This window comes from Bacillus sp. ISL-75 (assembly GCF_018613095.1).
Window position 1 is genome coordinate 1 of the sequence record NZ_JAGGQX010000043.1, and the last position, 23,808, is coordinate 23,808.

At 36.7% G+C, this 23,808-nt stretch carries 22 protein-coding genes and 4 pseudogenes; 8 read left to right on the forward strand and 18 right to left on the reverse strand.

Annotated features, from left to right (window positions below; translation table 11 throughout):
* Nucleotides 1–88 precede the first annotated feature (88 nt).
* Both J7E63_RS17815 and bluB read right to left on the reverse strand, forming a co-directional pair.
* Entirely contained in the window at nucleotides 89–571 is a 483-nt protein-coding gene (locus J7E63_RS17815) for a YjdJ family protein (RefSeq protein WP_215014747.1), read from the reverse strand.
* A 175-nt stretch (nucleotides 572–746) separates the two neighbouring features.
* Complete coding sequence (bluB, locus tag J7E63_RS17820) at nucleotides 747–1,388, reverse strand: 5,6-dimethylbenzimidazole synthase (RefSeq protein WP_215014755.1); 642 nt, start codon at nucleotides 1,386–1,388, stop codon at nucleotides 747–749.
* A gap of 476 nt (nucleotides 1,389–1,864) precedes the next feature.
* Here bluB and J7E63_RS17825 point away from each other — a divergent pair, with 476 nt between their 5' ends.
* Nucleotides 1,865–2,608: a polysaccharide deacetylase family protein gene (locus tag J7E63_RS17825; RefSeq protein WP_214714344.1), complete on the forward strand. Its 744-nt coding sequence runs from the start codon at nucleotides 1,865–1,867 to the stop codon at nucleotides 2,606–2,608.
* A 433-nt stretch (nucleotides 2,609–3,041) separates the two neighbouring features.
* Here J7E63_RS17825 and J7E63_RS17830 read toward each other — a convergent pair whose 3' ends face one another.
* Nucleotides 3,042–3,395 carry a DUF6054 family protein gene (locus tag J7E63_RS17830; RefSeq protein ID WP_214714346.1) on the reverse strand — a complete coding sequence of 118 codons (354 nt, stop codon included), beginning with the start codon at nucleotides 3,393–3,395 and terminating at the stop codon, nucleotides 3,042–3,044.
* Nucleotides 3,396–3,988: 593 nt separating this feature from the next.
* On the opposite strand from J7E63_RS17830, the gene J7E63_RS17835 reads away from it, so the two are divergent.
* The gene (locus J7E63_RS17835) at nucleotides 3,989–4,993 is read left to right on the forward strand and encodes a DUF3231 family protein (RefSeq protein WP_214714348.1); all 1,005 of its coding nucleotides are present in this window, start codon (nucleotides 3,989–3,991) and stop codon (nucleotides 4,991–4,993) included.
* A 932-nt stretch (nucleotides 4,994–5,925) separates the two neighbouring features.
* Here J7E63_RS17835 and J7E63_RS29705 read toward each other — a convergent pair.
* A pseudogene (locus J7E63_RS29705) lies at nucleotides 5,926–6,171 on the reverse strand (IS110 family transposase); the annotation flags it as partial.
* A gap of 294 nt (nucleotides 6,172–6,465) precedes the next feature.
* On the opposite strand from J7E63_RS29705, the gene J7E63_RS17840 reads away from it, so the two are divergent.
* A complete protein-coding gene (locus J7E63_RS17840) occupies nucleotides 6,466–6,708 on the forward strand; it encodes a hypothetical protein (RefSeq protein WP_215014757.1) in 243 nt (80 codons plus the stop codon).
* A gap of 176 nt (nucleotides 6,709–6,884) precedes the next feature.
* Here J7E63_RS17840 and J7E63_RS17845 read toward each other — a convergent pair whose 3' ends face one another.
* The 5 genes from J7E63_RS17845 to J7E63_RS17865 form a co-directional block, all read right to left on the reverse strand.
* Nucleotides 6,885–8,270 (reverse strand): amino acid permease, encoded by a 1,386-nt coding sequence (locus tag J7E63_RS17845; RefSeq protein WP_215014759.1) that lies wholly within the window; start codon nucleotides 8,268–8,270, stop codon nucleotides 6,885–6,887.
* A 91-nt stretch (nucleotides 8,271–8,361) separates the two neighbouring features.
* Entirely contained in the window at nucleotides 8,362–9,744 is a 1,383-nt protein-coding gene (locus J7E63_RS17850; RefSeq protein WP_215014761.1) for an NAD-dependent succinate-semialdehyde dehydrogenase, read from the reverse strand.
* Between the two features lie 18 nt (nucleotides 9,745–9,762).
* Nucleotides 9,763–11,106: an aminotransferase family protein gene (locus J7E63_RS17855; protein ID WP_215014787.1), complete on the reverse strand. Its 1,344-nt coding sequence runs from the start codon at nucleotides 11,104–11,106 to the stop codon at nucleotides 9,763–9,765.
* Nucleotides 11,107–11,251: 145 nt separating this feature from the next.
* On the reverse strand, nucleotides 11,252–12,655 hold the full coding sequence (locus J7E63_RS17860) for a sigma-54 interaction domain-containing protein (RefSeq protein WP_374193754.1): 1,404 nt from the start codon (nucleotides 12,653–12,655) through the stop codon (nucleotides 11,252–11,254).
* A 303-nt stretch (nucleotides 12,656–12,958) separates the two neighbouring features.
* A complete protein-coding gene (locus J7E63_RS17865; RefSeq protein WP_215014765.1) occupies nucleotides 12,959–13,474 on the reverse strand; it encodes a recombinase family protein in 516 nt (171 codons plus the stop codon).
* Nucleotides 13,475–13,485: 11 nt separating this feature from the next.
* Here J7E63_RS17865 and J7E63_RS17870 point away from each other — a divergent pair, with 11 nt between their 5' ends.
* Complete coding sequence (locus tag J7E63_RS17870) at nucleotides 13,486–13,755, forward strand: YolD-like family protein (protein WP_215014767.1); 270 nt, start codon at nucleotides 13,486–13,488, stop codon at nucleotides 13,753–13,755.
* 674 nt (nucleotides 13,756–14,429) lie between these two features.
* A complete protein-coding gene (locus tag J7E63_RS17875; RefSeq protein WP_215014770.1) occupies nucleotides 14,430–14,636 on the forward strand; it encodes a hypothetical protein in 207 nt (68 codons plus the stop codon).
* Nucleotides 14,637–14,747: 111 nt separating this feature from the next.
* Here J7E63_RS17875 and J7E63_RS17880 read toward each other — a convergent pair whose 3' ends face one another.
* The gene (locus tag J7E63_RS17880; protein ID WP_215014772.1) at nucleotides 14,748–14,966 is read right to left on the reverse strand and encodes a hypothetical protein; all 219 of its coding nucleotides are present in this window, start codon (nucleotides 14,964–14,966) and stop codon (nucleotides 14,748–14,750) included.
* Between the two features lie 437 nt (nucleotides 14,967–15,403).
* Between J7E63_RS17880 and J7E63_RS30565 the strand changes: the two genes are divergently transcribed.
* On the forward strand, nucleotides 15,404–15,613 hold the full coding sequence (locus J7E63_RS30565; RefSeq protein ID WP_285289949.1) for a hypothetical protein: 210 nt from the start codon (nucleotides 15,404–15,406) through the stop codon (nucleotides 15,611–15,613).
* Nucleotides 15,614–15,766: 153 nt separating this feature from the next.
* On the opposite strand, the gene J7E63_RS17890 is transcribed toward J7E63_RS30565, so the two are convergent.
* From J7E63_RS17890 to J7E63_RS17900, 3 genes are all read right to left on the reverse strand, one after another.
* A complete protein-coding gene (locus J7E63_RS17890; protein WP_215014774.1) occupies nucleotides 15,767–15,994 on the reverse strand; it encodes a DUF2187 family protein in 228 nt (75 codons plus the stop codon).
* A 117-nt stretch (nucleotides 15,995–16,111) separates the two neighbouring features.
* Nucleotides 16,112–16,321, reverse strand: coding sequence for a hypothetical protein (locus tag J7E63_RS17895; protein ID WP_215014776.1), 210 nt, complete (start codon nucleotides 16,319–16,321; stop codon nucleotides 16,112–16,114).
* 1,149 nt (nucleotides 16,322–17,470) lie between these two features.
* Nucleotides 17,471–17,974: a hypothetical protein gene (locus J7E63_RS17900; protein ID WP_215014777.1), complete on the reverse strand. Its 504-nt coding sequence runs from the start codon at nucleotides 17,972–17,974 to the stop codon at nucleotides 17,471–17,473.
* Between the two features lie 396 nt (nucleotides 17,975–18,370).
* Between J7E63_RS17900 and J7E63_RS17905 the strand changes: the two genes are divergently transcribed.
* Nucleotides 18,371–18,550 (forward strand): aspartyl-phosphate phosphatase Spo0E family protein, encoded by a 180-nt coding sequence (locus J7E63_RS17905; protein ID WP_215014779.1) that lies wholly within the window; start codon nucleotides 18,371–18,373, stop codon nucleotides 18,548–18,550.
* A 102-nt stretch (nucleotides 18,551–18,652) separates the two neighbouring features.
* Here the strand turns inward: J7E63_RS17905 and J7E63_RS17910 are convergent, their stop codons facing one another.
* From J7E63_RS17910 to J7E63_RS17920, 3 genes and pseudogenes are all read right to left on the reverse strand, one after another.
* Nucleotides 18,653–18,883 carry a hypothetical protein gene (locus J7E63_RS17910; RefSeq protein ID WP_215014781.1) on the reverse strand — a complete coding sequence of 77 codons (231 nt, stop codon included), beginning with the start codon at nucleotides 18,881–18,883 and terminating at the stop codon, nucleotides 18,653–18,655.
* A 280-nt stretch (nucleotides 18,884–19,163) separates the two neighbouring features.
* Nucleotides 19,164–19,608 (reverse strand): annotated as a pseudogene (locus J7E63_RS17915) (JAB domain-containing protein).
* A gap of 710 nt (nucleotides 19,609–20,318) precedes the next feature.
* Nucleotides 20,319–20,507 (reverse strand): hypothetical protein, encoded by a 189-nt coding sequence (locus J7E63_RS17920; protein WP_215014783.1) that lies wholly within the window; start codon nucleotides 20,505–20,507, stop codon nucleotides 20,319–20,321.
* Nucleotides 20,508–21,223: 716 nt separating this feature from the next.
* On the opposite strand from J7E63_RS17920, the pseudogene J7E63_RS17925 reads away from it, so the two are divergent.
* Nucleotides 21,224–22,237: pseudogene (locus tag J7E63_RS17925) on the forward strand (transposase); the annotation flags it as partial.
* 41 nt (nucleotides 22,238–22,278) lie between these two features.
* Here the strand turns inward: J7E63_RS17925 and istB are convergent.
* Together istB and J7E63_RS17935 are read right to left on the reverse strand one after the other, a co-directional pair.
* Nucleotides 22,279–23,049, reverse strand: a complete 771-nt coding sequence (gene istB, locus J7E63_RS17930) for an IS21-like element helper ATPase IstB (RefSeq protein ID WP_215014785.1) — start codon at nucleotides 23,047–23,049, stop codon at nucleotides 22,279–22,281.
* A gap of 331 nt (nucleotides 23,050–23,380) precedes the next feature.
* Nucleotides 23,381–23,638 (reverse strand): annotated as a pseudogene (locus J7E63_RS17935) (DDE-type integrase/transposase/recombinase); the annotation flags it as partial.
* Nucleotides 23,639–23,808: the final 170 nt, after the last annotated feature.

Consider the following 23,808-nt stretch of genomic DNA (forward strand, 5'->3'; position numbering starts at 1 on the left):
TACTGCAATCGCGCCCGATTGCTGAGTATTAAGGCTACTAAAACAGCTTCTCAATTATTTTACTAAAGCCAGCCGTTAGCTCAATATTTTAGCTTGTAATCTTTACCCTTGTTCGGTTTAAAATTTGATAATAGTTCATTAAGGCAGTTACTATACAAAATACACCACACACTAAGAAAAGATAGAACATTATTTGACCACCAACTATTGGAGAATTAGAAGTAAAATAACTTAATATAAATAATCCTCCACCTAAAAAGGATAAATAGTAGGCAAGCCCCTTCTTCTCTTCTTGGAAAATATAATACCCAATAAGGATTAACAAATATAAACTGCTCAAAACCATAATAATAGGGAAAGTGGGTTGAAATTTAGCTGCATAGACAAAGTAATCCAATTGAGAAATTTCACTCGGCTCACTAACTTCTCCGTACAATAGCTGTGTAAAAGGTGTGGAGTATCTCCATTCCAAAGATTTATCCAAAATTGTACTGCCTTCATACCAAGCAACAGAAGTAGAAAATAAAAGTAATAAAGTGGAAATACCGAATTGAATTATTAACCGAATCATATTAAATGACCTCCAATATACCATTTAATCTTTTTCTTAAATACTAACATACTATAGGTTTGCATTTGGGCTAATTTCCCATTTAACTCTTAGACTGCTGCTCGTTACCGTTTACTTGAAGAAGAAAAAAGCATTACCGTTGTTCAAGTAATGCGCCTGTTACTTTAATAAACCTTTAGTTTCTTCCCCATTTATTTTCAAAAATAAGATGATCTAAAGAACGCCTTTTTTCCCAATTAGCTAATTCTAAAATAGGTTTTTCTGGGTAGTCATCAGTGTAACCAATAGATATAAGAGCGATAGGGTCAATATGTGGTGGTATCTCTAAAATATTTCGAATATCATTCTTTTTATAAAAACTTACCCACCCCATCGCTAATCCTTCAGCACAAGATGCTAACCACATATTTTGAATAGCACAGGCTGTGGATAAAATATCTGTTTCAGGAATTGAATTTCGTCCTAATACATGGGAACCTCCTCTTGTAGGGTCACATGTTACACAAATAGTTATAGGAGCTTCTTTTAAGCCCTCAATTTTTAAATCAAGAAATTTCATTTCTTTTTCCCCATCATAATGGATAGCTAATGCTTGTCTTTCTTTTTCTGCTGCCCAAGCTAATTTTTCTTTAACTTTGTCAGAGGAAATTAAAATAAAGTTCCAAGGTTGCATAAATCCTACTGAAGGTGCATGATGAGCTGCGTTTAATATTTTATGTATCGTGTTTTCTGGGATAGGAGTTGACAAAAAACTTCGAATATCTCTCCTGTTATAAATAACTTTATAAATAGAATCTCTTTCTTCATTAGAAAACATAAGATTTCTCTCCTTTTGCTTTATTAAAAACGTCTATTTAAATATAAATCATTTTTCGCTATTCTGCTTCGTTACATCTAAGTAAAAACTTCACAATCTCTTCTAAACTTTAACATAGATATCCAATTTTATTTAAAGGAGTTACTCCACAATCTGGCCCGATTGCTAAAAAAGGCATTATTCTTTTCAAGAATAGCGCCCGATTATTGAAGATCATTGTTTAACCTTATTCAAGATGAGCACCCACTACCTCAACGTACAATTACTAGTATTATTTGTACGTTGATACATAGCATCCTTTTGATTTATTCGTTATTCGAAAAATAAGTGTATTCAAAGTTAATTTGAGTACGCTTATTTCTTTCTATAAAATCAACAATCAAGTTAAACAAAGCCAAATTAAAAAAGCGACCAGTGGATATAATGACTGCATTTAACGCAATACTAAGGTAAGTATCATGAAAGAAGGGAATGACATGTTTTATAAACGTTGTTTTCTTATTGTACAAGGTTTTTTTATCTTATTTGTAGGACTAGTTTATTCCCCTAATTCAGCTCAGGCTTCAGCAGCATACCCATTACAAGTAAAATATTCTAATACAATGATTTATAAAGCACATACTAATCAAAAAGTGATTGCACTATCTTTCGACGATGGTCCAGACACTCGATTTACTCCTTTAATTTTAGATATTTTGAATAAATATGCTGTGAAAGCTACCTTTTTCTTATTAGGGACACGAGTTCATACCTATCCTGATATTACAAAACGAATATATAGTAAAGGGCATGCAATTGGTAATCATACTTATTGGCATCCCAAACTAACGGATACCGATGTAAAAAGTATGATATGGGAAATTGAAAAGAATGAACAAGAAATTTTTTCGATTATCGGTATTAAATCTGATTTGTTCCGTGCTCCATATGGAGCTTTAACTGAAGATCAGGTCAGACAATTGGGGAAAATGGGATATCGTGGTATAGGGTGGTCTGTAGATTCGGAGGATTGGAGAAGCCTACCAGCAAACGAAGTAAAACAAAAAGTGTTGAATGCTATTCACCCTGGAGCTATTGTCCTAATGCATAGTGCCGGACATTGGACACAAGACTTAACAGGAACAGTAAAAGCCTTGGATGAACTTATTCCATATTTGAAGAAGGAAGGATATATTTTTGTTACCATTCCAGAACTTTGGTCAATAGAGCACACTAATTAAAAGGGATTTTCCCAAATAATTGTTAAGCAAACTACTTCGTTAGTAAAAAAGCAATTGTTGAAGATCAAAGATATCATTAAATAAGGACTTAGACAAAGAAGCTTAAAGCTGGAAATGGGGGTATATTCGGTCATTTAAAATAAGATTTGTTACGGAAGGGAAGGTACTTTTTCAACCGATAATTTGAGATTATTTTAAGTGTTATTTTGCACATCCAACTTTAAAAACCCAGCTACCTTCACATGAAAAGATTAGCTGGGTTTTTTAATTATTTACATCCAATCATTGATAGAACTATTCTGATGAGTTTAGTAAAAAATAGCGACTGCTCATTGTTCAGTAATTGCGCCCGATTGTTGAAGATCAATGCCTAAATCTTATTCAAGATAAGCCCGCGTTACTTTAAGTGATTATTTCACAAACCAATATGCTATTATGTCTCCTCCGTTATTTCAATAATGTGTGATTCCAATTTTTTTCTTACTGGTTTAATAAAGCTTTTTCCTGCCCCCCAGTCCATATCCAAAATTCCATCTCCATTTCCTGCTGAAATACACTTTACAATTGTCACTCCGTTAAAATTATCAACAGTGACAGTTAACGTAGCTGTATTACCAGTTCGGAGAAAAAATTTTTCAAATACTATTATTGAAATCTCTTTTTCGTCTTCTCCAGTAACTTTATAATCCTCAAATATCAAAGCTGACTTTAAATCCTTGTCATTCATAATAAGTTGAACCGCTTGAAAAGGCTTTACATCCACAGTAAATTCAATATAATGTCTCATTTAATTTCCACTCCCAAAGAAACATTTTTTTCAGCTATAAGCTATCATCCCCAGAAAATTCTCCTTTAATATTGAACAATACGGCCCTTTAACTGATTAAAGACCAAGAAAAATGGACTGCTAAAACAGTCCATCTTTTTTCAATTCTTGCGCCCGATTGTGTAAGATCGGTTTCTAATATCTGTGATGCGGCGATATTGCAGAATTAAAGAAGCTTTTTATCTTAAATGATACTTAATTCTTCCCTTCTTCTCGCACTATTCCTATCATCACCACTTTTATTATTTTAGCTGGTCTCACCTAACGTTTTTTGCATTCACGACGTCCATCAGCCTAAGATAGGAGCTATCTAAGGCTGATGGATGTTTCCGCCTGTATTACTTCTTCGAATTGAGTCCGCTTCTACTGGTGGCGGACCAAGGATCGGCTTGCCGATCCGCAGCGTGAATGTTGTTTTATTATACCTTTACACACAAAAAATACTTCAGTAATATTTTTGGTCGTGATTTTTATTTTTTACCTTTTTATCATTTGTTGAATAAATTGTAAAAAGTTGTAAAAAATAGGCAAAAAGACCTGGGGAGTGGAAAATTTTGGATTTAACTAATCCTTTAAGTGCATCAGAAGTGGGAACTCTTTGGCTCACCTACCAAGAGAAAACCCTTATTATAGGAATTTTGGAATACTTTATCGAAACATCAGATGAACAACAAGGTAAGAATCTTTTGGGAGGCTTATGGCAAGAACTGAATTATTATTTGTTACAAATGGAACAGCTATTTAAAGAGCAAGGAATTGTAAAGCCTGTTGGATTTACAAAAGAAGATGTGAACCTAGAAGCACCTAAGTTATATGACAATGGATTTGACATTATGTTTCTTCGGATATTAAAAGAAGTAAGCATGGGCATGTACACAATGAATATGAATATGGCTTATAATGACCAAGTGATGACAATTTATGAAGGTCTATCAGCAACTTCTCAAAAAATTTATAAGTTATCTACCCTTTATTTGCTAGAAAAAGGGATTCTCTCTCTTCCACCAAAAGTGACAATGCCAAAAACAGTTGAATTTATTAAAAACAAAAGTTACATGAGTGGATTCAACCCATTTAGTGACAAAAGACCTTTGAATGACATTGAACTTGGCATTCTTCATCATGGAATTGAGGCGAACAATATTGGATTTCAGCTCATTACTGGTTTTGCCCAATGTGCAAAGACTAAAGAGGTTCAAGCTTACTTTGTAAAAGGAATGGAACTTGCTAAAAAACAAATAAAAGAATTTCAAGATATTCTTTTGGAAAGTAACGTTCAATTTTCTGCAACTTCTGGAAGTACGGTAACGACTTCTACAATTGCTCCATTTTCTGAAAAACTCATGATGAATTGTATCTACCTTCTTAATGGATTCAGTATTGTGGGAAGCAGTTTTGGGACATTTTTTACTTTAAGAAATGATATAATCACGAAAAATGCTTTAATCGCCAAAGATATATTTTTCTACGGACAAGAAGGAATCGAAATTATGATTAAACATGGGTGGTTTGAAGAACCGCCACAAATGGAAGATAGAACTGGAATAATAAAACAGTAATCATTTCATTTTTAGGAGTAACAATACACGTAGTGTTATTTTTAGCACTAAAATTCAATGTGGAGGGATGTATTTTGAATACTTCACTTAAAGGCATACTATCGCCTTTGCTTAGTTTGTTGATTAAAGTTTTCTTCTTAATTGATAAGATAAACGTCAAGTTAAAATCTTCATTAAGAACGCCAACTTTAGCATAAGCATTAAGTGTCCAGTATTGAATAATTCCACATTGTTTAAAGAAAGTAAGCACAGCAATTGTGCTTACTTTTTTACTGAAGCAACACAATCATTAGCTGAACCTCAAACTAAGAAAGAAAAGAAGCCGAAATACGCTTCTATTCTTAAAATTGGTCAAAATCAAAACAAAAAACAAAATGTGCAGGGAACCTTGACAGTTTCGTTCATATCAGTTTAAGGAAAAACTTCACAATCTCTTTGTCCTTACCTATTTACTTTAAATGTGTTGTTCAACAATCTGGCCCTATTGTTGAAGAAGAACTAAAGACGATTCTTCAACTAAACTCCTTCTATATAGAAAGGAAAATCTCTCGATTTCTCTCATTTTCTCCAAATTACGTGGTAGTTTGTTTTAATATTCATTTGAGTATTGGATAATGGTGTAATCAAGGATAATTTTGGGAACAAAGTGAAAAAGCGACTGATAGCTGCCAAACCCCACTTATCCAAAAAGTGGATAACAAGTTAAAGTATGGTTGCACTGGTGGATATCCACATTTCTCATGGAGGTCAACCCTCCCATATCTCACAGAGTCTTCGCTCCAAAATTCCTTCGTCCAACCTTTCCATGAGGTGGATGTCAGTCATGCTGCCCGACAGGGTCCTTGCCCGTATTTTAGTTGTTTTACTGACTAATCCGTGCTTCAAATGTTTAAAACAATCAACCTACTAATAATTTCAATCAAAAAAGTAAATTAAGCTGCTACCTGTAATATAGCCATATGAGGAATGTCCCTTAACATGCGTTTTTCACTAAATTCACACTGCTTTTTACCGATCGTAAACAGAATACGTATGAGCTTATTACATATTGCAATTAGAGATTGCATCTTCTTCAAAGGATTATTTGAACGCTTTGTAAAATACTCATGTAATGCTTTAAATGCGGTATTTTTAGCGACCAAAGGCATTGCAACTCGAAAGAGGAGAGCTCTTAATTGAAGCTACGAAAAATAAGGGCTATCTCACTGTTATGTGTTATCCCAATGAAGGATTTACCTTTTACAGAAAAAACAATTCATTTTGGGATATGAAGGAACATCCGATAAATGAGAATGAAATCATTAGTTTTCTTTGGGAACACCGCAAAGCTTTAAATTCCTACTTGAAATCAGTCGAATATCTGCTAATTGAGAGCCGTTGAGCTCTTTTTGTTATTTCACCAATTTGCCACAGGGATATTCCGTAAACTTGTCTAATACAACTGGTATTAACTAATAAGGTGTGAGGCTGGTATGATTGTTCGTAATAACGGCAAACTTGTTAAAATAAAAATATACAATCACGGAGATAGCTACATGGCAATGGCAAGCACTAAGGATTGTTCAGTCTGGAACTGCTATGGAACCAGAAAAGAAAAAGCAAAAGAACTGGCATTGTTTAGACTAAATCAAGTGTTAAAGGAAGAAACAAAAGAGCTAGAAGTAGTCGTTCAAGGCAATGGATATACATTTTATCGAGAGGCCCCTCCTAAATAGAGGAGTGCCTTTTTTATTGCCCGCATTCCTCTATTTTAGAAAGACTGATAATTATGATAATAAGCATTATGATACTATGTCAAGATAGTAGACACAGAATTTCTACCGCGCTATCCCTTGGTGGCCAATGGGGATCAGATACCTTTACAAAAAGTACATGATCCCCATTTTATTTGCTAAACTGCAGATTTTTTTGTTTTTACCGAATTTACTGCTTCGTTTTTCTTTTTTAAGATAAAATATGAAACTATAACCAAGGTTGTTATTAATAATGTTAAGAATAACTGTGAGCGCATTGAATCGATGAATGCCATGAATACAAGAATGACTAGTATACTTGCAATTGTGAAGTATGTCAGGCCTGGAAACAGCCACATTTTCATATCCAGCTTTTCTCCGTTTGCTTCCATTCGTTTTCGAAGCACAATGTGAGATATGGCAATTGCTAAATACACAATGAGTGCAATGGCACCTGATGCATTTATCAGAAACAGAAACATTTTATCAGGCGAAACGAAATTAAAGATCGCACAAACGTAGGAAACGATAGTTCCAATCCAAACAGCACGAGTAGGTACACCTTGTTTGTTCAGCTTAAGGAATGCGCGAGGTGCATCTCCTCTTTGTGCGAGTGAAAAAATCATCCTGGAATTTGTATACAGAGCTGAATTCAAACAAGAAAGCACCGATGTAAGTACAACAAGGTTCATAATGAATGCCGCACCTGGAATTCCGATCATATCGAGCATAGTTACATATGGACTTTTCAGAGCTGTCGTTGAATCCCATGGCAGCAATGTGACAAGAATGGCAACAGAACCAATATAAAAAATAAGAATACGCCAAACGACACTTTTAATGGCTATTTTTATTGTTTTCTTCGGGTCTTCTGACTCACCAGCTGCAATAGCTGCAATTTCAGCACCGAAGTAGGCAAAAATAACTGTCGCTACTCCAAGGAAAATGGAGCTTACTCCATTAGGCGAAAAACCTCCTTTGCCAAAAAGATTAGAGGTCCCTGGTGACTCCACTCCGGGGAAAATATCTAGAATAATAGATAATCCAATTCCCATAAAGATGGTAATGGCTACAATTTTAATGAGTGCAAACCAATACTCAAATTCTCCGAACGATTTGACTGAGAATACGTTTGTAAGCGTTAACAAAAATGTCAAGATAAGACTCCAGGTCCAAATCGGAATAGATGGCATCCATTCATGGACAATTGCCCCGCCTGCAACGGCTTCAATAGCAATAACAATTACCCAGAAAAACCAATAGAGCCAGCCAATTGTGTAGCCAGCCCAAGGTCCGATCGCTTCCCGAGCGTATGTAGCAAATGAACCGCTATCCGGATTACGAGCAGACATTTCACCCAGCATCCGCATAAGAAACACAACAAGCAAACCTGCAAAAGCATAAGACATCACAGCACTAGGGCCTGTTGTATTAATAACTGTACCTGCTCCTACAAATAGTCCAGCACCTATGATGCCGCCTAGAGAAATCATCGTTATATGCCTTGTTTTCAATTGTTTCTGAAGTCCCTCTTTATTTTCCAATATTCTTCCGCCTCCTTGATAGTAGTCGCTTCACCAACTTTGATCAGTGTCTGTACCATGAAATGAATAACAGGAACAGACACCGCAACGATTATAGCCCGATTGAGATGTATTTCACTTCCAAGTATTCTTCAATGCCAATGTGGCTGCCTTCTCGTCCCAATCCGCTTTGCTTCATGCCGCCGAATGGAGCTTGAGCTACAGATGGAAGTGCATCATTCAATCCTACAATGCCGTACTCCAATTGCTCTGTAATCGTAAACGCTTGGCTCAGATTTTCTGTGTACACATAAGCAGCCAAACCGTATGGTGTGTCGTTCGCTCGTTTTATAACCTCTTCAGCTGTTTTAAATAGAGCGATTGGAGCAAGCGGCCCAAATGTTTCTTCGTTCATGCACAGCATGTCGTCAGTAGCACCTGTAATAACTGCTGGCTGCATGAAGAACCCTTTGCTGTTTTGCAGTGCGTCCCCACCGTATACCAGAGTTCCGCCTTTCGAGATTGCATCATTAAGATGCTTTTTCACTTTTTCAACTGCGTTCTTATCGATGAGTGGCCCTACATCTGTTCCTTCTTCTAAACCATTTCCTACCTTTAATTTGGATACTGCTTCAACAAACATTACACTAAAAGATTCAGCAATGCTTTCGTGCACGTAAACACGGTTTGTACAGACACACGTTTGGCCCGCGTTGCGGTATTTAGAAGCGAGCAGCCCTTGTACGGCTTTCTGTATGTCTGCATCAGCCATTATGATAAATGGAGCATGACCGCCTAATTCAAGTGATATTTTTTTTACCGTGTTAGCCGCTTTTCTCATCAATAGCTTTCCTACTTCAGTAGATCCAGTAAACGAGATTTTGCGTACTCTTGTATCTTCCATCCATGCATCACCGATTTCCGACGCATCGCCAGCCACAACTTGCAGCACACCCTTTGGAATTCCAGCAACTTCAGCAAGCTCAGCTAATTTGATAGCTGTCAGAGGTGTTTGTTCTGCCGGTTTCACTACAGCTGTACAGCCTGAAGCGAGAGCAGGTGCTACTTTTCTCGTAATCATCGCAGCGGGGAAGTTCCATGGCGTAATTGCTGCAATAACTCCTACCGGCACCTTTTGCACCAAAATTCTTTTATCAGGATGAGATGCGGGAATGGTCTGCCCATAAATACGCTTTCCTTCCTCTGCAAACCATGATATGAAGCTATTTGCATAGGTAATCTCCCCGATCGCTTCTTTTAAAGGCTTTCCTTGTTCTTGAGTCATTAGCTTAGCAAGCTCTTCAGTCGATTGTTCAATTAACTGGTGCCACTTCATCAATAATTCACTGCGCTCCCCAGCCGTTTTTTTCGACCATGATTGAAAAGCTTCATATGCACGATCAACTGCTTCAATCGCTTCTTTACCTCCGCTGTAAGGTACAGTAGAAACTATTTCATTCGTTGCCGGATTTAAAACTTCGATACTAGTATTCATGTAATCACTCCTCGTTGTTTACAGTGCGGAAGCTGCCGTTATTGTTTTTTCAACTGCCCAAATTGCTTCATTTAAAATATGGATAAGTTCGTTCATTTCGTCCTGATTAATAATAAGAGGCGGTGCAAATACAAGTGTGTCTTGCTTATCAAACACGACAGACCGGCAAATCAACCCTCGTTTTGTCGCTTCTGTTACAATTTTTGGAGCGAGAGGCTCGTCAAACTTTTCATTTGTTTCTTTGTTTTTAACAATTTCAACAGCACCCATTAATCCAAGCGCTCTTACGTCTCCTACAATGTTCCGCTTTGACTGCAGCTGCTTAAACCCTTCTAACAGCTCCTCACCCATAAGCCGTGCGTTTTCTATTAAGTTCTCACTCTCCAGAATTTCAAGGTTTTTCAATGCTACCGCACATGCCATAGGATGTCCGCTGTAAGTGTAGCCATGAAGTAAAGTCCCTTCAGAAAGTTCTGACAAATCCTTGTGAATATCTTCAGAAATCATAACGCCGCCAAGCTGTGCATATCCGCTCGTTACCCCTTTTGCAAAGCACATCATATCAGGAGCGACACCATAATGATCCATACCAAAGTACTTTCCTGTTCTACCAAAACCAGTAATCACCTCATCTGTAATGAACAAAATACCGTACTCGTCACAGATTTTTCTTATTTCCTCGAAAAACCCTTTTGGGGCAATGTGCAGCCCGCCCGCCCCTTGTACCGGCTCTGCAATAAATGCGGCCACTGTTTCAGGGTTTTCTGATTCTATTTTTTCACGCAGTGCTTCAGGGGAAAAATGGTCAACATAACAAAAGTCAGGTGCTAATGAATTTGTAAAATCCCTGAATGATTTTAATCCTGTCGCACTCGTCGCACCCATAGCTACCCCATGATAGGACTTTGACCGTGAGATAATCTTCTTACGCTCCGGCTGGCCTTTCAAAATCCAATAATGGCGCGCCAGCTTATAAGCCGTATCGTTGGATTCAGATCCGCCCGATGTAAAAAAGGTTGCGGTTAAATTTCCAGGTGCAATTTCAGCGAGCTTTGCAGCTAATTGGATGGCAGGCTCATTGCTGTACGTCGCGAAACAGGAGCTATAACCGAGTGTTTTCATTTGGTCGTATGCTGTTTGAGCAATCTCCTCGCGGCCGTGACCGATATTTACATTCCAAAGTGAAGATAAGCCGTCAATTGCAGATCGCCCCTTAAGGTCATAAAGCCGGACACCTTTTCCTTCAGTAAAAATAAACTCCGGTCCGTTATCCTGTTGCTGTTTAATAGAAGTTGTCGGATGCAAGAAATGTTTTTTATCAAGATCAGCCAGCTGTAGATATTTGTCTTTCATAATAACCATCCTTATCTTGTCGTTTTTTAAAGCATTTACATATTTACAGTGCAATTTCTATGCCAACTATTAATCTATTGATAATGCCGCTTCCGAAGTTATTGTCAATTCATTATTGAATCGTCCTAGACATAATTAATTCAATAAAGAATCATTAATTCATTTTTGAATTAATATTATACTTTTTCATACGCCGTACGACGGTAGGCTGGCTAAGTCCGAGGTATTCGGCCATTTCATAGGTTGATTTACATTTACGGAAAGCACGAAGCAGCCAGCTCTTTTCCACTGCTTCTAAAGACTCTTGCAGCGATGATGCTGGCAGTTCCCCTTTATTGTCCACATGTAATAACGATCGATTAACACTTTGCAAAAAAGGAAGATTTTCCACAGTGATTTTTTCGTGTTCAAGCGTAACTACTAACCGTTCTACCAGGTTTTCTAACTCTCTTACGTTCCCTGGCCAGTTATGGTTTAAGAATGCTTCAATTGCGGAAGAGTGAAATGTATTAGACTTCATGTATCTTTCATTGAACTTTTCTAAATAAAAATTCATCAAATGCAAAATGTCTTCTTTTCTATCCCGCAACGGAGGAATTTCAATTGGAACAACATTCAACCTGTAAAAAAGATCCTCCCGAAACGCACCTTGCTTGACCATAAATCCAAGATTCCTGTTTGTTGCAGCTACTATTCTAAAATCTATGGATCTGCATTTGTTCCCGCCCATTCTTGTAATCTTTTTTTCTTGCAGTACTTTTAGCAGTTTCACTTGAATAGAAAGCGGCAGTTCACCCACTTCATCTAAAAATAAGGTCCCCTTATCAGCAAGCTCAATAAGGCCTATTTTCCCTTTGTTATTTGCTCCGGTAAACGCTCCAGCCTCATACCCGAACATTTCTGACTCGAACAAACTATGAGGTATAGCTCCGCAGTTCACTTCAAGAAGCGGTGCATCTTTCCGGCTGCTGCCCTTATGCAGTGCTCTTGCAAAGAGCGTTTTTCCTGTACCTGACTCACCTTCCAGCACAACGGTTGCATCACTGCGTGCCACCCGATTCACGAGTTCCCATACTCTTTTCATTCTTTGACTCTTAAAAACAACCCCACTTGAGGTTAAACTTTTATCACGCAGCAGCTCGATTTCTGTTTCATAAAACTTCATTTTCTGTTGCAATTTCTCGTATTCACCTTTCAGCTCTTCGATTTCCGTTATATCGTAAGAAAAACTGATAACCCGAATGATATTATTTTTCTCGTCAAAAAGAGGGATACCGTGAGTCATGACTATTTTTCCGGCACCTGTTTTTTGCATAAACCGGACAGGCTCCTTCTTTTTAATAACACTCAGTGACACCGAGGGATTAAATATCTTTTCCTTCTCCAGATCCTTAACCGATTTCCCTACCAGCTGCGCAGAAGCGATCCCGTACATTTCCTCACTTTTTTTAATGGCCCGTAAAATAATTCCCTCGCCATCCGTGATGATAATATTCTCACTAGAAGCGTTAATAATTCCTTCTATCTCCAGCTCTAAAAGTTTCTGCCGATTTGACAATCCGATCACTGCTCCCAAACTATAAAAATATTTTGATTCATTATAGCATTGGATGTCAGGGACATGAAAGATTATAACGGCCATAATATATACCCTTTAATCTTTAGAAGTTTGAAAAGTCTTTTCAGAAAATATTGCTAAAGATGTTGTATGGATTGTCATTATACCTATTGATTTTCATTCTTTCTGTAAAATAAAAATTCCAATAAAAACATCATTGCTCAAGAAAAGAAACCCAATATTCCTAATAGAAATGAAAAAATCGACCATAATGGTCGACTCGTTTTATATTGTTCTCACCTTTCATTGACGGAGCTGCTCCTGACGTTTCTTTGCCCTAATGAGCGTGCTTTTACTTATAGCTGTTATTTCCTCTACTCGCATGTATGAATTTGTTTCAAGAAGCTTCAATGCATGATCAATTTGTGCTTTTTTATACTTCTTCGGGCGTCCCTCTCTAAAATCTTCACGTTGCCTTGCTAATGCTTTCCCTTCCTGGGTGCGTTCTACAATCATATTTCTTTTCATTTCTGCCACCGCTAACATAGTTTGAAGGAAGAATCGCCCCATAGTTGTATTTTCAAGTAATCCCACGTTTAATACATGGACTCGAACACCTTTATTAAATAGCTCCTCTACGACATCAATTCCTTCTTTTACATTCCTAGCAAGCCGATCCAACTTAGTAACTACTAATGTGTCACCTTCTTTTAACTCTTTTAGCAATTTACTAAACTGTGGTCGTTCTAACTTTGTCCCAGTGAATTTTTCCTCGATAATCTTGTCGCACCCTTCGGCATTTAACTTTTCTTTTTGCACCTCTAATTCCTATGTTGAAGGATCTTTGGGAGGATGATCATAAAACTCCTAGACCACATCTCGATGAAACAAAAATTGAAGAGATGGAACGGCTATTATTTGAAAGCATGGCCACCAAAATGCTATTAGAAATTACCACATGGACAGAAGGTTTTTTTACTTCACGCGTTGGATTTGTAACAAAAATTGATCCTCTAAAGAAAAGAATTCAAATTCAGGATGAACGTAAATCCACCATCAACCTTGATTTCTTTTCTTTAACCCATGTAATGGTCAAATAAATACATAACTAAAAAGGTTAAACCATACATTATTGCTCTTCAACAGGAGGAAATTTTTTACAAGATATAGAAATAATTAAAGGCAAGTAAATATTAAAGGGGGATTTGAATGGAGTTTTCAGTTCTCATTGAATGGATGCAATATTTCTTGTTTATTATGGGTGGTTGTTTAATTTTTTTCATCCTCTTGTTATTTTTTTTCAATAGATACACAAAGAAGAAATTAAATCAAATGGAACAAAACGAAAAAATGAATTAAATACAACAACGAATGAAACGGTGAACATTTCTGAATGTTTGCGTTAGTTATTCGGCCCTTCCAGCAAAATGTTGAGAATATAGGCTACCGCTGAGAAGGGCTGTTAATGGTGGAATGGAAACATAGCAGATATCATCCACAATGAGAGAGTTTATTTCAACACAGAGAAGCTAATGGGATTATAATTTATTAATCTCCCCGCCCACATTTAAACCAAACATAATTCAGCATATGGAACGTCTTTTTGACAGAAAGCTTGGTCAACTATCCCCTCTCAGTGATATCGACATGACAACCACTATTTTTGTCTTGTGTGTCACATTTTGGCTATCAAATTTTCCCACTAATGAGTTTTAATTTCCTTAAATCGGGGTAAAAAATGTAGTTATACAACGATTGAGGGGGGTCTGTGGTCATGGAAAGAAAGAGATACACGGTGATGATTGAGTATGGGATTGGACAAACCGAGCAAGTAATCATTATTGCCTCAAGCTTAAGTGCCATGTTTAGAGAAATTAATAAAAAGTATGGTCATTTGCTTATGGATGAAAATGGAAATGAAACAGGAACCATACAATTTAAAGCAGTGAATTTGCCGAGAGAAGTAGTAGAAAGGGTTTGACCCTTTCTCATGTTATCTCTTACCTAATCACCGTTAATTTTTTATGATTCGTTCCGAATGATCATTTCCTATAAAAATTTCATTTCCTTTAACTACCGGTCTATTTTTTGATCACCAGAACTTTTCCGGACTAGACCAAAAATGATCTTTTTCATCTTCCTTTGGGATCACTTTATAATGGAAGGTAGATGGCAAACTATTCTTGATACCCTCTATAAATGCTTCGGCTGCTTTTTCATTTTCAAAAATAACTTCTTTTTCACCAATGATTGTATTTTTAAATTCAATTTCTTGGCCGTCACGATCAAAGGCTTTAACCATAAATTTCATGTGTTTCAGCTCCATTTCGTTTGAATAACCTTAATTGAACATAATTACATATAGGTAGACAAAGTCACCCTTTAAGGATGGCTCCTGAATTTGGACATTTTCTAATTTACAACAATATATTCTATTCTGTACCGACCCAAAATGGGAATTGGTACAAAGTTAAGGCTAAAAGCAATATATAAAGTTAGTAGATTGTTGTCTTAAAACTGAGAGCTAGTTTAAGAAGTAAACCGGATTTCAGCATGTTAATCGTATCCTAAAGTCTAAAGCTGATAAACTATATGAACAAATTAATCGATAGATTTTTTCTAGAAGATAATAATAAGGGAAATTAGGATTAAGGGGATTTTTGCTGTGGAACTGATTAAACCAATTAAAATAGATACAAAAAAATCCAACCCAAATGAAAAACTAACTTCCGCAGAAGTGGGTAAACTTTGGGCAACATATATGGGGAACAGTATGTCTTATTAGAAAATGCATTAAACTTAACCGAAGACTTTATGAAGACCATTAAAGAAATATTTACAAAAGAAAGCCATGTATATAACCATCAAAGACATTCTACATCTGTCTCTAGTACCGGCCCCACCTACGCCAAATACGATGACGGCCACGCATGCCATCCAACCCACTATTTATTATAATAGAAAACGCTTACATATTCAAATCTTACTAGAATTTCCTTTAGAAAAGTTTTCTTATAGTTTCATATATACTGCGATTAAGTGAATGGTGGGTAAAACCCAACCTTAATCTTCCTGGTAAAACACTTTTTGTCCGAAAAAGAATGTTTTCATTTAAAAACTGGTATATATGACGTTTGCTTTCACATCATGCACAATCAGAACCTTGTAATTTTTATGTGCCACAACGGTTCTGTTTCCTTCAAACTCCCATTCCATCTTATTTTCGGTTATATTGACAATGACTGAATTTTCATTGACCTTCTCAACGATCCCTTTGATTCCATTCTTAAAAAGGATATGGTCTCCTATTTCTGCAATTTCTTTTGACTTGAATATCATTTTTCTCCTCCAGAAAAGGACAGTAAGTCTATTTTTTTCTTTCTTCCATCCAACGTTTTATTTTTTATACAATTGAAGCCCCTTTAATGATAGGTCCATACTAAATCTTTGTATTATTTATAAGCTCTTTTCTTCCTTCATTTCATGTCTTTCTGTTTGTATTTTTTTCTTAATTAAAGTTAAAACAGTCATCATTCTTTTCTTCCACTTTAGTTGCCTTCCATTGTTGTGACCGTCTAAATATCGATTCAAAATATAATGGCCTGCCTCTTCAAGCACAATCAATAGGACAATAAATAGAGAAAAAACAATGATCCAAATCCACATATAATCATCCCCTTTTATAGATGATGAAAGAACTATTTTAAAAAATCATTAATGACGAAACTACAAGTGATGATTTTAATACCATTCTTTCAAACTAGTTTTTATATGTATTTTACCAAAATTATGGATATTAAGACAGATAAAATGGAGTATTTATTTTCAATGGCGAAATATTTGGAGAAAATTAAAAATAGCTTGGCTCCCCCAAGATATATGGCAATCGCTATACGGGTTGCAACCTAGGATACAGTCACTTGTATGCTTAATGATTTGAAACATTCGATAGTAGAGATCCTGTATAGGGAATATATGCAGGTAATAAAGGTATCAAGATTTCCACATGGACAGGAATTCATCGAAGAGGAAAAGCTTCTTGAAGAGTTGCGAAAGAGGCGCCCATCATTATGGCTGCTTTTTTGTTTTTAAAAAAATACGCTCTATAAAGGAACGTATTAAATTGAAAACAGTTACCTACTTTCCAAAGAATAGATAAGTTCCAATGATAATACTAGACAATATGAAAAACACAACATTTATAATTGAGTCAGGATCTTTTTGTTGGCTTTTCGTGATGCCCACCTCCAATCAATTCAAAGTAATATAGTATATGGAATAAATTTTAATTTGAGTGGGACAAGTGTAGTGTCTAAGAAGAAAATAGCGGGAAATAGGCTTGAATTTCACTCTCTTTTGAAGAAAAAAGAAAAAATTAAAGACTGTCGAGACTTTCTCGGCAGCCAGTGCTCTAAGTGACGCTTTAATTGAAAGAGGTATTGTAAATGTTTACATTCAATTAATTCTAAGGAGTTATTTATATTATGAATGTTTGTCTTAATTAGAAATGGACAAACAGGAAAATTTTAAAGAAATAATTTAATTGTTGTGAGATTTATTTATTGCACAATTATATTTATCACTCTTTAAAAATGGCTATTGATGCTGATTATGTCAACACTTTTAGATACAATCGGCAATGGAATTCAAAAGCGACATAAAGGAGTTATTTCCTTCTTCATACAGATAGATAAGGGGTTTGAAGTTATCTCCCCCTTTCCCCATTCAACAACTATAAGTTTCACAGAATACATACGAGCATATACTCCTGAAATGTGTGGAATAGCGATTAACTCACCTTTCTTACCAGGTTACTTAATCTTTATTCAAACGACCTTTCTCCTGTTCACAGAACATTTCGACTGTGGATTTACTCCAATAGGGGGTGCCTGCAAGTTCAACATCCGCTTTCGGCAATTTCCCCCGACTGTAATACACATTTAATTTCCGCTTATCATAATTCAAGCCATGTTCCGATAAGAAATCAGCAAACTGTTTTTGATTAAAATAATGATCCGGCGTTTCTCGTAGAATGGAAAAAGTAGGTTTTTGAATTAAATATGTATCCTCTTGAAAGAACTGAGTCATTAATTCTAATGCGAATTCAAGCCATTCATTATCCAAATGGTGGTACAATAACCCGATATTAAAACTTTCATATTCGGGAGCTTCAAAAAACCAAGCTAATCTAAGGAATACAGCTTCAACTTCTGTTAGTCCTTGCATGGCTTCTTCCACTGTTAAAATGTTCTCATAGGCCTTTAATTTGCCTTTAAAATTCGGAAACTTTTCAATGATCCGTTTAGTTGAGCGTTTCATCCTATCCCCTCCCATCGAATTAGTCAACATAATCATAAAATAAATTGTTGACTAAGTCAACAAAATTCGAATAGAAAATGGATTGTCTTTTAAGCTGCATGAATACGCAGTCCACGTTTTATTCTTAGTTTTTCTAAGTATGCTCGTGGCTACCCATAAATCCCTTGGAAACGTACGGAATGCAGGAGGAAACCGCAAAAAGCGACAAGTACGATCTGAAAGAAAGGGCTCTCTTTCCTTTCTTTTAGCCCTTAGTTCGTCTATTTATACAATTTTATGTAATGTTTTAGGGGGTTTTGTCAGATGTATTCCAATTATTTAAAATTTTTCGCATAATAATAATTGTGAGAAAAACCAATTTAACGAATTAAACAGTTAAAGAGAATCAGGGGATGTATGATGGTTATCGAGAATGAGGAACTAGAGGACCGGATCAATCAGATGAGAAAGATGTTGATCCTAATTGCGGGAAAAACTGGATTAAATAGCGATGACACCCTTTGTTGTAGTCGGAAATTAGACGAGCTCATCACGATGTATCAAAAAAGTAAAAATCAACAACATACAGAAGTTTAATTAAAGTCCTGTATTTTCACAACTGAATACGGGGATTTTTTTTGATTTTCTTTTGATGGTTACATACTAAAAGTTCACAAGATGGTTCCAAACCATCCTTTATTACGTTACAATTTGCGTAAATTGAATAAAATCATCCAGAGCCTTTTGATCGACTATCTGTTCAAAGTCCCATGGTTGCTCTAATATAATACCCCTATGACTTGCAACTGAAATCAGTAAACCTAATTCATAATACATATTTTTCGTTAACAATCCTTTTTCAATGTTTTTCATCATTTCATCATAAAAAGCAATTAAAAAATCAGTAGGTAACTTTTCATAAAAATCCATATTTTCATCTCCCCTTATAAAAAAATGTAGGAAAAACTTTTTGGATAAACAAGTATCACCTTCTCCCATTATAAATAAGTGATTGTAAAATGTTTGTCGATTTAACTGAATATTTACAATAATCGAACAATTTTTTATCTTTCATTCGGGGTTTTTATGCTTCATCCATGCGTAGCATAGATGAAGCCGTCTTGTTGGGGTTCGATGCCCCTAAACAAGACGAACTACCACAAAAAATGAAGAAAAATTAAAGAAGAGGGCGAACCCTCTCCTTCTGATCTTACATTTTACCCTCAGTTTTTAAGCTGTAGTATTCAGCTTCGGCATTTACAATCAGGTGATCAAGGACCTCAATTCCGAGAACCTTACCTGCTTCTACTAATCTTTTCGTGACTTCGATATCTTCTCTTGATGGCTGGCAATTCTGTGATGGATGCTGGTGGCTGACAATGATCGATGCGCAGTTATTCAGGATGGCTGACTTGAACACCTCTCTTGGCGCAACGATACTGGCATTCAGACTTCCAACATGACAACGATGGACAGCCACCACACGATTTTTCGTATTCAGGCACATGACAAAGAACACTTCACGATCATCATCACCAATAAATTGAGCAGCAATCTTCGCGCCATCTTGAGGGGAACGAACGATGTAGTGTTCTCCTCCTTCTACCTCCTGAATGACTTGGTTTAATACGTTGAATTTCATAAACCTTTTCCATATGTAACACTTCCTTTCTTTGTTTGAGAAGGAAGCAATGATGGGCGCAAACCGTGTGAAGGGTTCGCTTACGAAGAAGCGAACTTGCCAGTCAGGCATAGGCAACGGGCCTGCTTTTTGCCCGTTGTCGTTCAAAATTAAGTGAAGCCCAATGACTTAGGGGCAGTTGGGGAGCGTTTTTTGCTTCCTTACTGCCCCTTAGCCTACTTGGCTTTGCCGATTTTGTTTGCCTGGCACCCGCCCTTCACGCGGTCATAAGCCCACTCATTATAATGAGGAGAACAAAGAAGGCTTACTACCGTCCGGGCGTGGCAGTCGAACATACCGCAGGTATAAGACGCCTAATGGCAAAGGGCTCGATGCCCTTTTGCCATTAAAAAAACATGGCCCGAGCGTCCGAGGCGATTAGCTGCCGAAAGGTAGCAGCATCGTTTGAAAGGCGAGGCTAGATGCCGAGCGTTTCAATGAATAATAGCGATTTTTATTCAAAAGGATTTCGATCGAAATCCTGCGAATGAAAAAAGAGCGTACTGTCTCCTTGCGTTAGCTTGGAGGCAGTCGGGTTTGTAGGGGTTCGATGCCCCTAAAAAGCCGCCGACACACTTTCAATCATTTGGAGCAAAGCGAAGCAAGCGACACGATTCCTGGCGTAGCCGGGAATTTTCCATTGTTTACGGTACACTTTTTAAAGTGAAAAAACAAAAGAGGGAGCTACCCCTCTTTCCTCTCTGCGACTTCTTCCATCATAGATTCGATCCACTCGATGGCTTCTTGTTTGCTGCTGAAATCATCGGTTAGTCGTACAAACTGTGAAGTGACTTCGTCTTCCTGAAAATATCTACCTACATAAAATCCTGTGCTTGAGATTGCTACCTTCAACCCATGAAAACTTGTTTCCATTCTCTATCACTCCTTTTTGTTTGACCACTCCGAATCTTTGCGAAAAGGGTTGTCAATGGGCTTGAAGTTTGTGAAGTTTTTTAAACGTTCTTCTTAAAAAAGTTCACAAACTTTGCGAAGCGCTAGCGTAGCACCCTTGACTGCCCTTATGAGCAAACGATTACAATAAAGAGAACAAAGAAGGAGATTAATAGGGTCCGAGCGTATAATGCGATCCAACGGGCTCCCGTTGGCTGGGTTTGGGCGAGGAGCCCAAGGTCTTAAAGGTTTTTTTCGGCTCGTTCGGTATGACGGCGTTAGCCGTAAATGGAACAGGAACCTACGGATTGTCAGAAAGATACTTTTCCTTTCTTTACAGTCCGTGGTTATCGGGCCAATTAATGCCGAAGCGACACGTACAGAATGACAGAAAGCGTTCTTTGCTTTCTGATCAGTCTGTAGTGCTGCCGGCCAAAGCAATTTTTTAACCAGGGATTTTATAATTATTTCTAAAGAAAAAACTAGCCTTAAGGCTAGCTGTGTCTTATAACTACAGTTAGGGTCCCCCATATAAAATCGAAAAGAAACTTATTAAAGACAAAGTATACTCCGATAAATAAAAAAGAAGGAAATCGTTATTATGAACGCGTTTTTAAGGCGTTTAGAGAATGAAAGAAACTGCTTCTTAATCCGTTCCCTTTATAGACGCCATAAAGGCTGTCGTATCAATGGATTGAGACATGGCTCCAGAGGATTCAGTGATTGACCCAAGCTCTTTAACGAAATTTCGAAAACTTCGTCTTCAAGATGTGGGTTTATTAGCTATGCTTATTGGCAAAACCGTTGAGATTGCTTTAGAAAAAGAGATCATTAAGAGTAAAACAATTATCGTGGATGCAACACATACAAAAGCTCGTTATAATCAAAAATCACCGAGAGAATTTTTACAAGAGAAATCAAAAAATGTCCGAAAAGCAGTATATCAAGTAGATGAATCAATGAAAGAAAAATTCCCACCAAAAACGACTTCTAACGAAGTAAATGATGAATTGGATTATTGTCGTCAAGTCATTACAGTTATTGAAACTGAGCCACAAATCGCCGAGATTCCTGCTGTCAAAGAAAAATTAAACGTACTAAAAGAAGTTGTAGAAGATTATGCAGAACAACTAAGTTTTTCAAATGATCCAGATGCACGTGTCGGACACAAAACAGCTGATTCTTCTTTTTTTGGATTTAAAACACATATAGCTATGAGTGATGAGCGAATTATTACAGCAGCGGTGGTTACTACTGGCGAGAAAAGTGATGGGAAATTCTTAAAAGACCTAGTTGAGAAAAGTAAAAAAGCAGGAATGACAATTGATAGAATCATTGGTGATATAGCTTATTCAGAGAAGGATAATATCCAATATGCAAAGACCGAAGAATTTCAACTAGTATCTAAACTAAATCCACAGATCACACAAGGTGGACGTGCTAAAGAGTATGAGTTTGAGTTTAATAAAGATGCAGGTATGTACGTTTGTAAAGCAGGTCACATGGCAATACGAAAAGCACGAACAGGAAAGAAAAATCAAGGGGATAATCAAAAAGACACCTATTACTTTGATATTAAAAAATGTAGAGTATGTCCGTTCCGTGATGGCTGTTATAAAGAAGGAGCAAAAAGTAAAACATATTCAGTCTCAATAAAATCCACTGAACACAAGGAACACGAAGCATTTCAAAACAGTGAAGAGTTTAAGGAACATGCTGTAACCGTCAAGTAGTTTTGAACACTTTTTGCTAATTAATTTTGAACACTTTCCTTTTCAAAAATGGTAGTTCGATGCTTAATCCTGTAGCTGTCATTTTCATTCAGCAGAATAGCCTCTACCCTATGTAGTAAACGGTCCAGTATAGCTGTAGTAATACCCTGATCTCCCATTAATTCACCCCATTCTTCCGGGCTCTTATTAGAAGTTAGAATTATAGAGCTACGTTCATAAAGATGGTTAATTAGATGAAAAAATAGATTGGCTTCCCTTTGATCCATTGCCATATACATTAAGTCATCAATAATTACCAAATCTGATTCTCTTATTCGTTTTAACTGCAGCTGTGACTTTCTAATGTATTCTTCCGTCTTTAATAGGTGTGTGAGTTCACCCATTGTTGAAAATGCCACTTTAAAACCCTTTTGAATCGCTTCAATCCCTAGTCCAATGCTAATATGAGTTTTATCCGAGCCAGGTGGCCCCAATAAAATTAAGTTATACTGCTGTTCTAACCAATTCAGTTCTCTCAATTGGTTTAATTGGCGTGCACTAAGCGATATTTGTTCTTCCAAATTAAACTCGTCAAGTGTCTTAAGATACGGGAATTTAGCCCACTTTAATCTCTTCTCAACGCTTTTTTCTTCACGTTTCCTCATTTCATGAGTAAGAAGCTCATGCAGAAACTCTTGATAAGTCCAGGAGGACTTCTCCGCATTTCGTAGTAATACTGGTAGCTCATCGGCCGTTTCTACCATCCGAAGATGGCGGAATTGTTCTTGTAAAAGATGTACAGTGCTAGTCATTATGAAACTCCTCTTATTATATTCATGTAATACTCCACTTCCCTAGTTACTGCTGTGGCTTTTGTTGCGGGGGTGTCTTTTTTAGCTTTGATAGAAGCAGGGGATATATCTTTTCTTTCTTTTAATCTTGTTAAATGTTGTGCAATATCACGTAAATCATTTGCACTCGGAATTTTATTGGATACTGTCGAAGATCTTTCTCTATAGAGCTGCCATAACAAAATTGAAAATAAAGCCCTCTTGTACTCAAGAGGGCTTACTTTTTAGGGTTCTGGTGCAAAGATTGGATTTGTTTAAAAAAAGCATATAGATTTCTTAACTGAATTTCTTTTTAAGCAGCGATTCCAAATAGTTTATGAATGATTTTCACTTGATATTGGGCAGACTTGTCCTGTAAAACAAGTTGCCCTTTTTTAACCATATGCATCGCTTCTATTCCAGAAATTATGGCCTTTGCTGTTCGAAAGGATTTGAACCCTAACATCGTACGAACTCGCTTCTTGATAAACCAATGATCTTGTTCGACAATGTTATTGAGATATTTAACTTGTCTTATTTGGATGCCTTCAGGAATCTTTTTCTCCTGTTGTTATTGATATATTATATAGTCCAGAAGCTGACGAAATTAGATGTCCATAGTTTGACGAGTTCAGTGTCCGAAGGAAATTTTGAAAAAAGGGAGAATCACGAAAATTCTCCCTCAATCACCCGTTTAACCATATGGTCATCTACAATCCTAAATCCATTCTGAGATCCATA